The sequence below is a fragment of the Paenibacillus sp. J22FR21 genome, from assembly GCF_056269135.1.
The window spans coordinates 44,497-58,411 of record NZ_JBWDNJ010000014.1; the positions used below are offsets into that span (position 1 = coordinate 44,497).

Here is a 13,915-nt window from a genome sequence, read left to right on the forward strand (position 1 = left end):
GCGCAGTTCACGTTAGTACCGGACTATTGATTTATTATTTGCTTTCGCTCAAGCTGGCAGCCCATGAGTAGCCTTTGAGGTAAGGATCTGGCTTAACGGGCTCTCCGGAGTTCCATACTTCCTTGAACTGGCCATCCGTTTGAACCTCTCCGATTCGAACCGTTTTGTACAGATGCTGTGTTTCGCCGTCGATTTTCACTTTGCCTTCCGGCGCATCCCACTCCAGCTCTTTGGCCGCTTCTTTCACTTTCTCTACGTCCGCGGAGCCTGCTTTCTCAACTGCTGCCGCCCAGAGGTAAACAGCGTCATAGCCCGCTTCAATCGGGTCGGCCGTAACACGGTCTTCGCCGTATTTTTTCTTATAGTTTTCAACGAAGGTTTTGTTCGCCGGGGTATCTGTTGTTTGGTAGTAATTCCAAGCGGCATATGTACCAGCCAGTACATCGACGCCAATACCGCGAATTTCTTCTTCTGCTACGGATACGGATAAGGTCGTCAGGTCTTTTGAGGAGATGCCTGCATCCTTCAATTGTTTGAAGAACGCCACGTTGCTGTCGCCATTAAGCGTATTGAACACCACATCCGGCTTCGCTTCTTTGATTTTGGCAATGACTGTTGCATAGTCGGTATGTCCAAGAGGGGTGTATTCTTCACCGGCGAGCTCGCCGCCTTCAACTTTCAGCTGTTCTTTGATGATTTTGTTAGCGGTGCGCGGGAATACGTAGTCAGAGCCTAGGAGGAAGAATTTCTTGCCGTGGTTTTCAAGCAGCCAAGTGACGGCCGGAACGATTTGTTGGTTGGTCGTAGCGCCGGTGTACATGATGTTCGGGGATTGCTCTAAGCCTTCATACTGAACCGGATACCAGAGTAAGCCTTTCAGCTCCTCGAACACCGGAAGCATCGCTTTACGGCTGGAAGATGTCCATCCGCCAAAAACAGTCGCTACCTCATCCTCCGAAATCAGCTTCCGCGCTTTCTCCGCGAATGTCGGCCAGTCGGACGCGCCATCCTCGACGACAGGAACGATCTTCTTCCCTAATACACCGCCTTTAGCGTTTATTTCGTCAATCGCCATCATTTCCGAATCTTTAACCGATACTTCGCTGATTGCCATCGTGCCGCTAAGAGAATGAAGAATGCCGACTTTAATTTCGCTTGCACTGTCGCCGGAACCGGCTGCATTCGTCGATGCGGCCTTATTGTCGTTCTTGCTGCAGCCTGCCAGCACCAAACAACAGGCAAACAGGATGAAAACCCCACTTTTCCAAACGTTCTTCCTCATTCTCCCACTCCCTATCCACTTTTTATCTCTAATCCGAACGTTTTACTGGATTGAACTTCCATCGTTCGTGGTTTCATTATAAGATCAGCCCAAGTTTGATGTCAACAAAGATTACATAAATGATGGAAATATTTATATGGTAGCGCATACACTCCGAAATTGATCGAATTTATGTTATATTTACTCACTCTTGTGATTGAATTATTCAAAAACTACGTTTGTATGTGCCATATATATTACATTTACTTAACACGTAAACTTCACCCCAGTCCCTTTCACTAATCCCACGAGCCATCCCTGAATACAACAAAAAAAGCCGGACAGGCACCAAGTGCCCATCCGACTTTCTACCTCGCCTACTTATGCAAAAGAAATACAAACCGGCTTGCTCGTCTCGATGACGTTGCCCGTAGGCGTCAGTCCGCCTGTCGCTTCATCGATTCGGAAAGTTACGATGTTATCCGAATCTTGGTTAGCTGCCAGCAGGTACTGTCCATCCGGCGAGATCGCAAAATTTCGCGGTGTTCTGCCGCCGCTCGGCGTAATCTCGACAAGCTCCAGCTTCCCTTCCGCAACTACGCGATAAACCGCAATACTATCATGCCCTCTGTTGGAGGCATACAAGAAGCGGCCATCCGCCGTCACATGAATGTCGGCACATGTCGTCGCTCCGTCGTATCCTTCCGGCAGTGTGGAGATAATTTGCTTCAACGAGAGCTGAGACTGTTCGGCCTCATAATCGTAAACGCCTACTGTGCTGTCCAGCTCATTAATCACATACAATACAGGCGACTGCGGGTGGAATGCCATGTGACGCGGACCCGCGCCGGCCGGCATCTCCGTCTCCTTTAGTCTAACCAGCTTCTGCGCGGCATGATCGATTTCATAATGAACGAGTTGATCAATACCGAGGTCTGCAATCAGCACGTAACGGTTGGCCGGATCAATAATGGCGGAATGCGGATGCGGCGCTTCCTGGCGATCCTTTCGCGGCCCGCTTCCCTCGTGAACAGCGGAATCCGCCGGCACGAGCGCACCATCCTCACTCTCGATTCCGTATACAGCCAAATTGCCTCCTGTATAGTTCGTCACCACAAGCAGCTTCCCAGTAGCATCGAATTCAATATGGCAAGGTGAACCGCCCTGAGTGGTTACTTCATTGATCGCCTTCAGTTCCCCGTTATCGGCATGGATGGCAAAGCTGTGCACACTACCCGGCTCTGCCCCTGTCTCACTGACCACATAGAGTCTTGTGCCTGCTTCATTGCTTCTTAGAAAGGATGGATTAAGAATGCCTGCTTGACCTGAAAGTCGCGTAATTGCGCCGTCCTCCGTATGTAAGACCATGCCAGAGATGCCTTCTTGCTCTTTCGCTGAATAAGATCCCACAAAAAATAGCTGCTGTCCCATTGAAACGCCTCCCATTTTTCGCTGATATGTTCAAAACAAGCCCAGCCATGAGGCTGAGCTTGTTGTGTTGCTTCTTACTTCTTGTCGTTTGTTGCTTTATCGTCTGTTGCTTTGTCCGTGTTGTCTGTTTTCGAATCATTCGTCTTCGAATCATCCGTCTTGGAATCATCTGCAGCAGGCGTTTCCGCTTTAGGCAGATCAATCTTCGTAATCAGCTTCGGAAGCTCGTCCGTCATAAATTTATTCAGGTTTGCCGAGGCAACAGCTTGCTTCAGCAGCGTCTTGTCTTCTGCGGTTAATTTATCGAATGCTGTAGCTTCGCGTTTCTCAACCTTCATGACATGGTAACCGAATTGGGATTTAACCGGTTCGCCGACTTTGCCGATTTCTTGCTTGTTGGCTGCGTCTTTAAATTCCGCAACCCAGCCTTTCGCTTGCTGCGCTTCGTACAGACCGCCGTTTTCTTTGGAGCCTGTATCGTCGGAGTACTTCTTCGCAAGCTCTTTCCAGTCGCCGCCTGCATCCAGCTTCGCTTTTACTTCTTTCGCGATTTTTAGCGCTTCTTCGTCTTTACGCTTCTCTTCGCCTGTCGCAGGATCTACAGTGCCAATGAGAATGTGACGAACGCTAATCACGTTATAATCGGCTTTTGTCGTTTCGAATTCTTTCTTTACTTGATCGTCGGTTACTTTCTTCTCTTGCTCCTTCATAATCGTAGAGATCATGGAGTAGAAGTATTTAATATCGTCTTCAGTCAAACCAGCGTCATCGGCTTTCTTCTTGATTTCCGGTGTACCGTCGATTTGCTGCTTCATTTGCGTGTAGAAATTGTCGACTTCTTTCTTCGTGGCATCATCTTGCTTAACGTCGCCTAGACGCTTGTACAACACTTTGTAGCCGATATATTCACGCAGAAATTGTTCCTGCAGCTGTGGAATGCTGAGGTACATCTCTGTTTGAGGCTGTACGATGCCAAAGAATGTCGAGTACTTCTTAAATTCCTTATCCGTTACCGTGCCGTCTGTATACGTAGCGATCGTCTTGCCTTCGCCCGTACCCGGAGCCGCGCCCTCCTCTTTCTTCTTGCCGCAGCCTGCTGCCAATACAACAACCAGCACAGCAGCCAGTGCGAGCAGAGTCGCTTTTCTCCAATAGTTAGTGCGTAACATTCTGTAGTTCCCCTTTCGATTGAATGGTGTCTTTATAGTGCATCAAAAAACGTTCCAGCAGCTCAAGCTTCTGCTCCACCGACAATCCTTTGCCCCTTAATTGCATAAGCGGATAAGGCTCTTGTCCGGCCGAACGCTTGAATCGGTTTTCCAGCTGCAGGCATAACATGTCAACCTTCTTCGTGTCGAACCGCTGCTTCTCACGTTCCGCGAAACGCAAGGCGATATCCTCGCCTTTTCCGCCGATTTGCTCAATGCCGCAGATCGCGCCGTACACCTTCAAACGAGCTACAGAAAGCAGGTTGTCGACCGCTTGCGGCAGATCGCCAAACCGGTCAATCAACTCCTCACGCAAATCTTCCACTTCCTCGAAGGTGCGAACCGAGGCCACTTTCTTATAAATCTCTATCTTCTGTATGCTATCGTAAATATAGGAAGACGGCAAGTAGGCATCGATGCTCATATCTATGATCGTGCTGACTTCTTTCACAGGCTCCTCGACTTCGCCGCCGCCCATGTCTGCTTTACGCTTCTTAATCTCATCAGCCAGCATTTGCGAATACAGATCAAAGCCAACAGAGGCAATGAACCCGTGCTGCTCCGCACCAAGCAGGTTCCCCGCTCCGCGGATCGACAAGTCGCGCATCGCAATCTTGAATCCGGAGCCGAGCTCCGTAAATTCTTTGATCGACTGCAGCCGTTTCTCGGCCACTTCTGTCAGTACTTTATCACGTTGGTAGGTGAAGTATGCATAAGCGATCCGGTTGGAACGTCCTACCCTGCCGCGCAGCTGATACAGCTGAGAAAGCCCCATCTTGTCCGCGTCGTGGACGATAAGTGTATTGACGTTCGGAATATCAACGCCTGTCTCAATGATGCTGGTGCTGACAAGCACGTCGGATTCCCCGTCAAGGAAGTCCAGAATCGTCTTCTCCAGCTCCTGCTCCGACATTTGGCCATGACCGACCGCCACCCGTGCATCCGGCACAAGCGCATGGATTTGCTCTGCCATCTGGTGGATTCCCTGTACGCGATTATATAGATAGTACACTTGGCCGCCGCGCGCAAGCTCCCGCTCGATGGACTCCCGCACAAGCGATGGACTGTATTCCACCACATAGGTTTGAACCGGGAAACGATTCTCCGGCGGCGTCTCAATGACGGACAAGTCCCGCACACCGAGCATCGACATATGAAGCGTGCGCGGAATCGGCGTTGCCGTCAGCGTCAGCACGTCGACGTTTGTTTTGAGCCGCTTCAGCTTCTCTTTATGCGACACGCCGAAACGCTGCTCCTCATCCACGATAAGCAGTCCCAGGTCTTTGAAAATAATATCCTGCGAAAGCAGACGATGTGTGCCGATGACGACATCGACCGTGCCCGCCTTCAGCCCTTTCATTGTGGCTGTTTGATCCTTCTTCGAACGGAAACGGCTGAGCACCTGCACATTGAATGGGAATCCCGAGAAACGCTCCCGGAAGGTTTCATAGTGCTGCTGCGCCAGAATCGTTGTTGGTACCAGAATAGCGACCTGCTTACCCTCAATAGCGGACTTGAATGCTGCCCTTACTGCTACCTCGGTTTTACCGTAGCCGACATCTCCGCAGAGCAGGCGATCCATCGGACGCGCGATTTGCATATCCTTCTTGATTTCGGCTATGGCCCGCAGCTGATCGACTGTTTCGTCATAAGGGAACATCGCCTCGAAATCCTGCTGATACGAAGTATCTGCGCCGAATGCGAAGCCGGTCGTGGACTGCCGCTCGGCATACAGCTTAATGAGCTCATCGGCAATGTCTTTGACCGACGATTGCGCTTTGCTCTTCACCCGCGTCCATTCGCTGCCGCCAAGTTTATACACCTTCGGCTCTTTCTCTTCGGAGCCGACATATTTCTGAATCAGGTCAATCTGCTCGATCGGTACAGACAGCTTGTCGCCGCCCGCGTACAAAATATGCATATAGTCCTTATGGATACCGGCAATTTCAAGCGTACCGATCCCCATGTACTTGCCGATACCATGATTCTGATGGACGACGTAATCGCCTACCTTCAGCTCCGTATAGCTCTTAATCCGCTCCGCATTGTCCATCTTCTTATCGAGGCGGCGCGCCTTGCGCTGCTTCTGCGAGAACATCTCGCCTTCGGTAATTACGATGAGATGAATCGAAGGCAGCTCGAAGCCCGTTTGCAGATTGCCTTCCATGATAACAGGCGGTTCAATGCCATAGTCATGCAGCACCCGGCGCATGCGGTCCATCCGCTCCGCGTTTCCGGCCAGCATCATAACCGTGGCGCCTGTCTTGCGCCAACGTTCCATCTCCGCTTTCAGCACGTTCATTTGACCGTGGAAGTTCTGCATGGAGCGGCACACTACGTTCAAAATATTTTGCGGCTGCGTATGCGGAATTTGCCTTAAGAAAAGGGAAAGAAACAGCGTCGGGAACGGACGATGGAAGAGCACGTCGTCAGAAGGACGCGCAAGGGCCAGCGAAGGCAGCGCTTTGCCGTTCGTTAAGAGATGCAGCGCCCACTCCGATTCATCCCGCTCCAGCTGGCGACCGGTTTCAATCAGCCTTGTCGGCTCGTCATAAATAAGCAGCGTATCCTTAGGTACATAGTCAAATAACGTATGCCGCTCCGGATAGAGCAGCGAAATATATTTATAGATTTCCGGAAAATACACATGCTCCCGCAGCTTCTCAAGCTCCGAACCGATCTCCGAACGCAGACGATCCTTCGCTGTGCGGTCTGTCATCTTCAGCAGCTGCTGCTCCAGCAGCTCTGCGGCATGCTGAGCCGCATTCTCAAACCTTCTCGCATCAGCCAGAATTTCCTGACAAGGCGGTACGGTATACGTCTCCATCTTCTCAATGGAGCGTTGATCGGACTGATCAAAGGAACGAATCGAATCGATCTCGTCGTCGAACCATTCCACCCGATATGGATGCGCTGAAGTAAGCGGGAAGAAGTCGACGATTCCGCCCCTCACACTCATTTCACCTTTGCCCTCTACCTTATCGACGCGCACAAAGCCAAGCTCTACCATTTGGCGTAAGAACGCTTCCAACGATAGCGTCTCGCCTACACGCAGCTCGATGCGAGCACCGGCCATCACGCTGCTTATCGGCAGGAAACGCCGTACGCCGGAGAACGGCACGACAACAATCCCGCGAAACCCTTGCGACAGTCGGATAAGCACATCCATCCGTTGCGCCAGCGTTTCCGGGCTCGATATTGCTGCTTCTGCAGCGACTAATTCATTGGCGGGATACAGCAGGACCTCGTTCTCGGACAAGCACTCCACCAGATCCTCCGCAATCTTCTGCGCGGCGAACATATTGTGAGTGACCACCAGCATCGGTCTGTCAAACTCCTGTTTCAGAGCAGCGATCATGACCTGCCTCGAAGAACCGGCGAGCCCCGATATCAGCTGCTCCTGCATCCCTTTCTTGATTCCGGATACGATAGATTGAAAATCCGTATCCGCAGCGTAAGCTTCCAGTAATGCTTTCAACGTTAGCGGCACCTCGTTTCTTTCCACACCAGACAATCTATAAGAACCGGCACCTGCCGTCCTCTAGCAAAGGTACAATTCACATTTTCCATTCGAGATCACTACAAAAAGAAGCCTCAGCCGTACGCCAAGGCTCTTCATTCATTTCCTGCAGCCCGCTTATTGCAGCGGGTTCGAAACAAGCAGCAGCTCAGGGTTGCTGTCGATTGCCTCGCGGCAATAGTCGCAAACCACGTTAACCGTAACGTCGCCGTTCGGATTATACGCTATTATATCGCTGCGCTCTTCGGGGGTCAAGAAATGGAAACCGAGCTGTGTTTCTGAAATTTGGGCGTTGTCGATCGACCCAATCTGCGATTTGCAATGCCGGCAAATATAATTTACAGCCATATGTATGCCTCCTGAGTATTCGTTATACCCTCAGTATGCCCGCATCGGCTGAAATTTAACGGTTATATTTGGCCATCGTGCGTTCAAATGGATTCGTTAGGGCGAACTCGGCCGCATCGCAGCTATCTTCCACCATCACCTTCAGCAGATCCTGCTCGCTCTTCGGGAAATTCGAGAGCACATAGTCCGAAATGCTCATGCCCGGCTGCGGACGAGAGATACCAATTCGAATCCGGTCGAACGTCTGGGTCCCTGTATGCTGAATAATGGACTTAATCCCATTATGACCGCCGGCGCTGCCTTGATAACGCAGACGGATTTTGCCCGTTTCCGTATCCATATCATCGTAAACGATAATGGCATCTTCCAAATTCGCTTTAAAATAATCCATGAAGCCTCTTACCGTTTCACCGGATAAATTCATAAAGGTCATCGGTTTAATGAGTGCAACTTTCGTTCCCGCCACATTGCCTTCGCCAATAAGTCCCTTGCATTTGCTCTGCGTAACGCTAATCCCCCAACGCTTAGCCAGCGCATCGACGACCATAAAGCCCACATTATGCCGCGTCCCTTGATACGCGGTGCCGGGGTTGCCTAATCCGACTATCCATTTCATGCTGAATCCTCAACTCCTGCTACAACCAAATTTCTTTTTTCTTTATGCAACGAATCTTCGCCTTCAATTGTCATACATATAGATTCGGCAGAAAAGCCGAACTTCGTTCATAAAGGAGCGTATCTTTCGATGTATGTAAACGGCCAGCCTATCTTCGACGATTATCATTTCCAGGATCACCATGAGCATCAAGTTCCTGTCCAAGTCTATTGGGGCCAAGAACATCATGATATTGGCTACGTCGAATATTTCAGCCCATCGTACATCAAGATGAATAATATTTTCTACAGCCGCAAGCAGTTTACCTTTGTTTCCAGACCCGGCTATTGAAAAAAAGTAAAGGGCTGCCTCTTACCCGCAGCCCTGATCGTTCTTTTATTCGAACTTAACCGCATGCATCTCCGCTTCATGTGCACGCTGCTCCGCTTCCTTCGTTTCTACCGCCGCATCCTCTGCTTCTTCCGCCGTCAGATCTTTCTGAGGAGTCAGAATCGTTACAATGACTTGGTCTGCGTCCAGCTTGGTCGTTACACCGGATGGAAGCTTCAAATCACTGACTAACAGGTTCTCCCCGATGCCGAGTGAGGACACATCCACCTCAATGACCTCCGGTATACGATCCGGCAAACAATGCACCTCAAGCTCATGCAGCATCGCCTGCAGAATTCCGCCTTCGCGCACCCCGGTAGAGTCACCGACCATCTCCAGCCGAACCGGCGTTTTGATGGTTTCATTCATGTTCACCTGATGGAAATCAATATGGAGCAGCTCGCGTGTCAGCGGCTCGCGCTGCACTTGCGTCAGCATGACGGGCTGCTTGCCTTCTCCCGGAATATCAAGTTCAAGCAAGGCATGGGGATGGGAGCGCAGCAAATGCGTCAGCTCCTTCTCATTGACCGAGATCGAAATCGATTTGCTTAGCTTCGTGCCGTATACGACGCCGGGTATGTTGCCCTGCTGTCTCATTTGTCTCAATTGGCCTTGCGTGGCTGTCGTCCGTGCTTCTGCTCGAAATGGTATCGCCATAGTCGGAAACCTCCTGAGAGTGTAGTGATTTCCATATATTCATACCCATTCCGCCCCGGAAATAAACGAACAACTTCTCACAATCAGCCTTTCGCCTTGCTATCCTTCTTCGCTTTGGCGCGTCCGCGCAGCTTCTCCGCATAACCCGGTTTGTTGACCTGGCGTTCGCGAGCGATCGCTACATCATTGTCCGGCACGTCCTGCGTAATGGTAGATCCTGCAACGACATAAGCACCGTCACCGATCTTAACAGGCGCAATCAAATTCACGTTGCTGCCTACGAAAGCACGGTCGCCGATTTCGGTCAGTGACTTGTTATAGCCGTCATAATTAACGGTAATCGCGCCGCAGCCGATATTCACGTCTTTACCTACTTTCGCGTCCCCAACATAGCTCAGGTGGGAAACCTTCGTGCCTTCGCCTAGCTCAGCGTTCTTGATCTCGACGAAATCGCCGATTTTGCAGCCTGCACCAAGCTTCGCACCCGGACGCAAGTAGGCATATGGTCCTACTGCACATTCGTCGCCAATAACCGACTCCACAGCGTTGGAATGCTTCACTGTTACACCGTTTCCGATCTCCGTATCCGTAATATCCGCATGAGGACCAATCACGCAGTCTTCTCCGATCACAGTACGACCGCGCAATACGGTGCCTGGGTAAACAATCGTATCCGAGCCGATAACCACATCTGCTTCAATGTAAGTCGCAGCAGGATCGATAATCGTCACGCCGTTAATTTGATGCTTCCGGTTAATTCGGGCACGCATGAGCGCTTCCGCTTCTCCAAGGCCGACACGGTCGTTAACGCCAATGCCTTCGGCATAATCCGGCGTGCAATACGCGCCGACGGTCTCGCCTGCGTTCTTCAATATTTCCATCACGTCAGTGAGGTAGAACTCACCTTGTGCATTGTTATTCGTTACCTTCTTCAGCGCCTGGAACAGCTTCTTATTGTCGAAACAATACATGCCTGTATTGATCTCCGTAATCGTCGCTTGCTCAGGCGCACAGTCCTTCTGCTCCACGATCCGCAGTACATTGCCGGCTTCATCGCGGATGATACGACCAAGTCCTTGTGGATTAGGCACAATGGCCGTCAGCACGGTAGCCGCTGATTCTGTCTTCGTGTGAAGCGCAAGCAGCGCTGCAATCGTTTCTGAAGTCACCAGAGGCGTATCTCCGTACAGAATGACCGTCGTTCCCGCTTCCTCGCCAAGCAGCGGCTCTGCTTGCTGTACGGCATGGCCCGTACCAAGCTGCTGCTCCTGCAGAACAAACTCCACGCCATCTCCGAGATACGTGCGGACCGTTTCCGCGCCATGACCAAGAACGACGACTGTGCGCTCACAAGCCGCATCTTGTACCGTCTGCAGCACATGCGCCACCATTGGCTTCCCACAAACCGGATGCAACACTTTATATAGTTTGGACTTCATTCGTTTTCCTTGTCCAGCTGCCAATACGATCGCCATTACTTTCTTCAAAGGATGTCCCTCCCAGCTTCTATATCCCTATGTTATTCAAAATATAAACCATAGACACAGCTTATATTTCTCCGAAATGAACCTCGCCGGCGCCACCATATCGGATAGCTGCAGCCGATTCACCTTGCTTAAATGCTCTACTGAATATAGCGTATCTGTGGGCAAAAGAAAAGAGAGCCCGGTTGGGCTCTCTTTGCTAGACGTCTTAACACCTTGATTTAGGCGCCTTCTTCGATTGCTACATCTTCTTCCGTCGCTGCACGTTCGTATTCTGCTAGGACGGCAGCTTGGATTTTCTCCCGTGTCGTCGAAGAAATAGGGTGTGCGATATCGCGGAATTCTCCATCAGGAGTACGCTTGCTTGGCATTGCCACAAACATTCCATTGTTACCGTCAATCACGCGAATATCGTGAACGACAAACTCATTGTCAATGGTAATTGAGGCGATTGCCTTCATCCGGCCTTCGGAATTTACTCGGCGGAGTCTAACATCGGTAATTTGCATCTGTGTTCACCACCTTTGCCTATCAAGGACTTGGTGTATACTTCCACGTTTCAATGCGAATTCCTTCATGATTCTGGAAAATATCTGTATAGTTTGAAAATATTTTTTAAATCGGAATATTATCCGTTTCTATTCGACTTCAATCGCCACGATCAGCTCAATTTCGACAAGAACGTCTTTGGGCAGGCGCGCAACCTCAACGGTAGAGCGAGCCGGCTTATGGTCGCCGAAGTAGGATGCATAAATGGCATTGAGCGCTGCGAACTGATTCATATCTTTAATGAACACCGTCGCCTTCGCCACGTCAGCGAACGTTGCTCCCGCTTCAGCCAGGACAGCTTGTAGATTACGGAATACTTGATGCGTCTGCTCTTCAATTCCACCTTCAATAAGAACGCCTTCCGCTGTCAGCGGAATTTGACCGGAGGTAAACAGCAGGTTGCCAATCTTTATAGCTTGGGAGTAAGGTCCGATTGCAGCTGGCGCTTGTGTTGTCGCCACGATTTGAGGTTGTGCTTTCATGAACAAGTAATCCTCCTCGATTAGATGCTAAACAGATGTCCGGGACGTGAAATAGTTGCCCGGTACAACGGTTGTGTGTTTGGTCTTCATATCTACAGCCGTCAGCTTCGCCAACGACACATAATCCTCTAGCAATCGATCCTCGGTTTCCAATTCCCCGGATTCCACGAATACGCCGACACCGGCTACCTTTGCGTTGAACTCGAACAGCAAATCCATCATGCCTTGAATCGTTCCGCCGGCCTTCATAAAATCATCAATGATTAATACGCGTGCATGTTCCTTCAATGCACGACGTGCAAGCGACATCGTCTGAATACGCTTATTGGAGCCCGATACGTAATTGATGCTCACAGCAGAGCCTTCCGTCACTTTATTGTCGCGACGCACAATGACAACAGGCAAATTCATGCAAGCTGCCGTTGCATAAGCAAGAGGGATCCCTTTCGTCTCGACCGTCATGATGACATCGATATCCGAAGCTGCGAATGCGGTTGCAAACATTCGTCCAACATCTGCGAGCAGCCCTGGCTGTCCCAGCATATCCGTCATGTACAAGTAGCCCCCGGCAAGTACCCGCTCCGATTGCTCCAATTGACGGCAAATGCCGTTCATGATGCCAAGTGCCTCGGCCTGACCCATCTTCGGCGTATATTTCACGCCTCCGGCGGCTCCTGCCAACGTATGCAGCTCACCGAGTCCTTCTTCTTCGAAGACCTCTTTAATAATCGCCAGATCCTCACTAATAGATGACTTGGCAGATTGGTAGCGATCAGCGAATGCTGTCAGAGAAATTAACGTATGGGGGCGTGTAAGTAAGTACTGCGTCATTTCTACTAACCTTGCACTCCGTTTTAACTTCTTCAACGTGTACTCCCCCCAGCCAAATCCGAATATTATAATGACATAATACCATTTTCATACGGATTTAATCAAGACGCACGTAGGGTTCATGTCAGCATTCTTACCACATAGACTTCTTTGCAAAATCCGCGGAGTCCATTGTAGATGCGCGAGACCTTCGCTTCCTTGCTTACAAGGCCAAAAACCGTCGGTCCGCTGCCTGACATTAACACGCCATCTGCGCCCAGTCGCTGCATAATTTCCTTAAGCTGCAGCACCTCGGGATGAAGCTGAAGCGTTACCGATTCCAGCACGTTGCCCAGATACGTGCAGACGCCGCCGAATGAACCGCTTGAGATCGCGGACAGCATGTCCGCTGTTGATGGATGCTGCTTCAGCTCGGAAGCGCGCAGCTTCCCGTACACGTCTGCCGTGGAAACGTTGATTGGCGGCTTCGCCAGAATGACCCAGCATTGCGGCGGGTTACTGATTCGCTCCAGCTTCTCTCCGCGGCCGCGTGCGATTGCAGTACCGCCGGTTACACAGAACGGTACATCGGAGCCAAGCTCCGCACCGAGCGTACACAGCTCTTCTTCGGAGATGCCCAGCCCCCACAGCCGATTGAGCCCCCGCAGCGTAGCGGCTGCATCACTGCTTCCGCCGGCAAGCCCTGCGGCAACAGGTATCTTCTTATCCAGATGAATATAGACGCCTTTACGGACATTGTAGCGATCCTTAATCAGTCTTGCTGCCTGAAAGGCTAAATTCTTCTCGTCAAGCGGAATATATCCCGCCTGACTCGAGATAATGATGGTGTCCCGCGGAAGCTCTTCCATCTCAAGCCGATCTGCTAAATCCACCATTGTCATAATCATTTCAACCTCGTGGAATCCATCCTCACGCTTACGCATGACGTCCAGCAGCAGGTTGATTTTTGCCGGCGCTTTCTCATAAATCTTCATATGTAGGCTCACCCGTCCGTTATCGTTAAACTTCACATATTATAACAAAAGGTCATAAGAAAAGCTAAGATGCTTTGAGCAGTCTACGGGCCTGCTCAACACCTTAGCTTGAAATAACCCCTTAGTGTGGTTGATATTGGGACGCTTGCTGCTGCGCGGCTTGCATGGCTTGATGCATATAAGCC

13 protein-coding genes are annotated in these 13,915 nt (G+C 50.7%); 1 reads left to right on the top strand and 12 read right to left on the bottom strand.

The window, feature by feature from the left end:
• Positions 1 to 34 precede the first annotated feature (34 nt).
• From urtA to pth, 6 genes are all read right to left on the bottom strand, one after another.
• On the bottom strand, positions 35 to 1,282 hold the full coding sequence (gene urtA, locus AC0YNS_RS30160; protein WP_475784618.1) for an urea ABC transporter substrate-binding protein: 1,248 nt from the start codon (positions 1,280 to 1,282) through the stop codon (positions 35 to 37).
• Positions 1,283 to 1,642: 360 nt separating this feature from the next.
• Positions 1,643 to 2,692, bottom strand: coding sequence for a lactonase family protein (locus AC0YNS_RS30165; RefSeq protein ID WP_475784619.1), 1,050 nt, complete (start codon positions 2,690 to 2,692; stop codon positions 1,643 to 1,645).
• A 74-nt stretch (positions 2,693 to 2,766) separates the two neighbouring features.
• Positions 2,767 to 3,861 (bottom strand): peptidylprolyl isomerase, encoded by a 1,095-nt coding sequence (locus AC0YNS_RS30170; protein ID WP_475784620.1) that lies wholly within the window; start codon positions 3,859 to 3,861, stop codon positions 2,767 to 2,769.
• Positions 3,848 to 7,378: a transcription-repair coupling factor gene (gene mfd / locus AC0YNS_RS30175; RefSeq protein ID WP_475784621.1), complete on the bottom strand. Its 3,531-nt coding sequence runs from the start codon at positions 7,376 to 7,378 to the stop codon at positions 3,848 to 3,850. Before mfd ends, AC0YNS_RS30170 begins: the two co-directional genes overlap by 14 nt.
• A 159-nt stretch (positions 7,379 to 7,537) precedes the next feature.
• On the bottom strand, positions 7,538 to 7,768 hold the full coding sequence (locus AC0YNS_RS30180) for an anti-sigma-F factor Fin family protein (RefSeq protein ID WP_090985905.1): 231 nt from the start codon (positions 7,766 to 7,768) through the stop codon (positions 7,538 to 7,540).
• Positions 7,769 to 7,823: 55 nt separating this feature from the next.
• On the bottom strand, positions 7,824 to 8,384 hold the full coding sequence (pth, locus tag AC0YNS_RS30185) for an aminoacyl-tRNA hydrolase (protein WP_475784622.1): 561 nt from the start codon (positions 8,382 to 8,384) through the stop codon (positions 7,824 to 7,826).
• A 129-nt stretch (positions 8,385 to 8,513) separates the two neighbouring features.
• Between pth and AC0YNS_RS30190 the strand changes: the two genes are divergently transcribed.
• Complete coding sequence (locus AC0YNS_RS30190) at positions 8,514 to 8,714, top strand: hypothetical protein (RefSeq protein ID WP_475784623.1); 201 nt, start codon at positions 8,514 to 8,516, stop codon at positions 8,712 to 8,714.
• Between the two features lie 45 nt (positions 8,715 to 8,759).
• Here the strand turns inward: AC0YNS_RS30190 and AC0YNS_RS30195 are convergent, their stop codons facing one another.
• The 6 genes from AC0YNS_RS30195 to ispE form a co-directional block, all read right to left on the bottom strand.
• Positions 8,760 to 9,410 (bottom strand): 50S ribosomal protein L25, encoded by a 651-nt coding sequence (locus AC0YNS_RS30195; protein WP_475784624.1) that lies wholly within the window; start codon positions 9,408 to 9,410, stop codon positions 8,760 to 8,762.
• An 83-nt stretch (positions 9,411 to 9,493) separates the two neighbouring features.
• Positions 9,494 to 10,885: a bifunctional UDP-N-acetylglucosamine diphosphorylase/glucosamine-1-phosphate N-acetyltransferase GlmU gene (gene glmU, locus AC0YNS_RS30200; protein ID WP_475784645.1), complete on the bottom strand. Its 1,392-nt coding sequence runs from the start codon at positions 10,883 to 10,885 to the stop codon at positions 9,494 to 9,496.
• Between the two features lie 230 nt (positions 10,886 to 11,115).
• A complete protein-coding gene (gene spoVG / locus AC0YNS_RS30205) occupies positions 11,116 to 11,403 on the bottom strand; it encodes a septation regulator SpoVG (RefSeq protein ID WP_090985913.1) in 288 nt (95 codons plus the stop codon).
• A gap of 129 nt (positions 11,404 to 11,532) precedes the next feature.
• On the bottom strand, positions 11,533 to 11,925 hold the full coding sequence (locus AC0YNS_RS30210) for a RidA family protein (RefSeq protein WP_475784625.1): 393 nt from the start codon (positions 11,923 to 11,925) through the stop codon (positions 11,533 to 11,535).
• A gap of 27 nt (positions 11,926 to 11,952) precedes the next feature.
• Positions 11,953 to 12,792, bottom strand: coding sequence for a pur operon repressor (gene purR / locus AC0YNS_RS30215; RefSeq protein ID WP_475784626.1), 840 nt, complete (start codon positions 12,790 to 12,792; stop codon positions 11,953 to 11,955).
• A gap of 83 nt (positions 12,793 to 12,875) precedes the next feature.
• Positions 12,876 to 13,730: a 4-(cytidine 5'-diphospho)-2-C-methyl-D-erythritol kinase gene (gene ispE / locus AC0YNS_RS30220; RefSeq protein ID WP_090985919.1), complete on the bottom strand. Its 855-nt coding sequence runs from the start codon at positions 13,728 to 13,730 to the stop codon at positions 12,876 to 12,878.
• Positions 13,731 to 13,915: the final 185 nt, after the last annotated feature.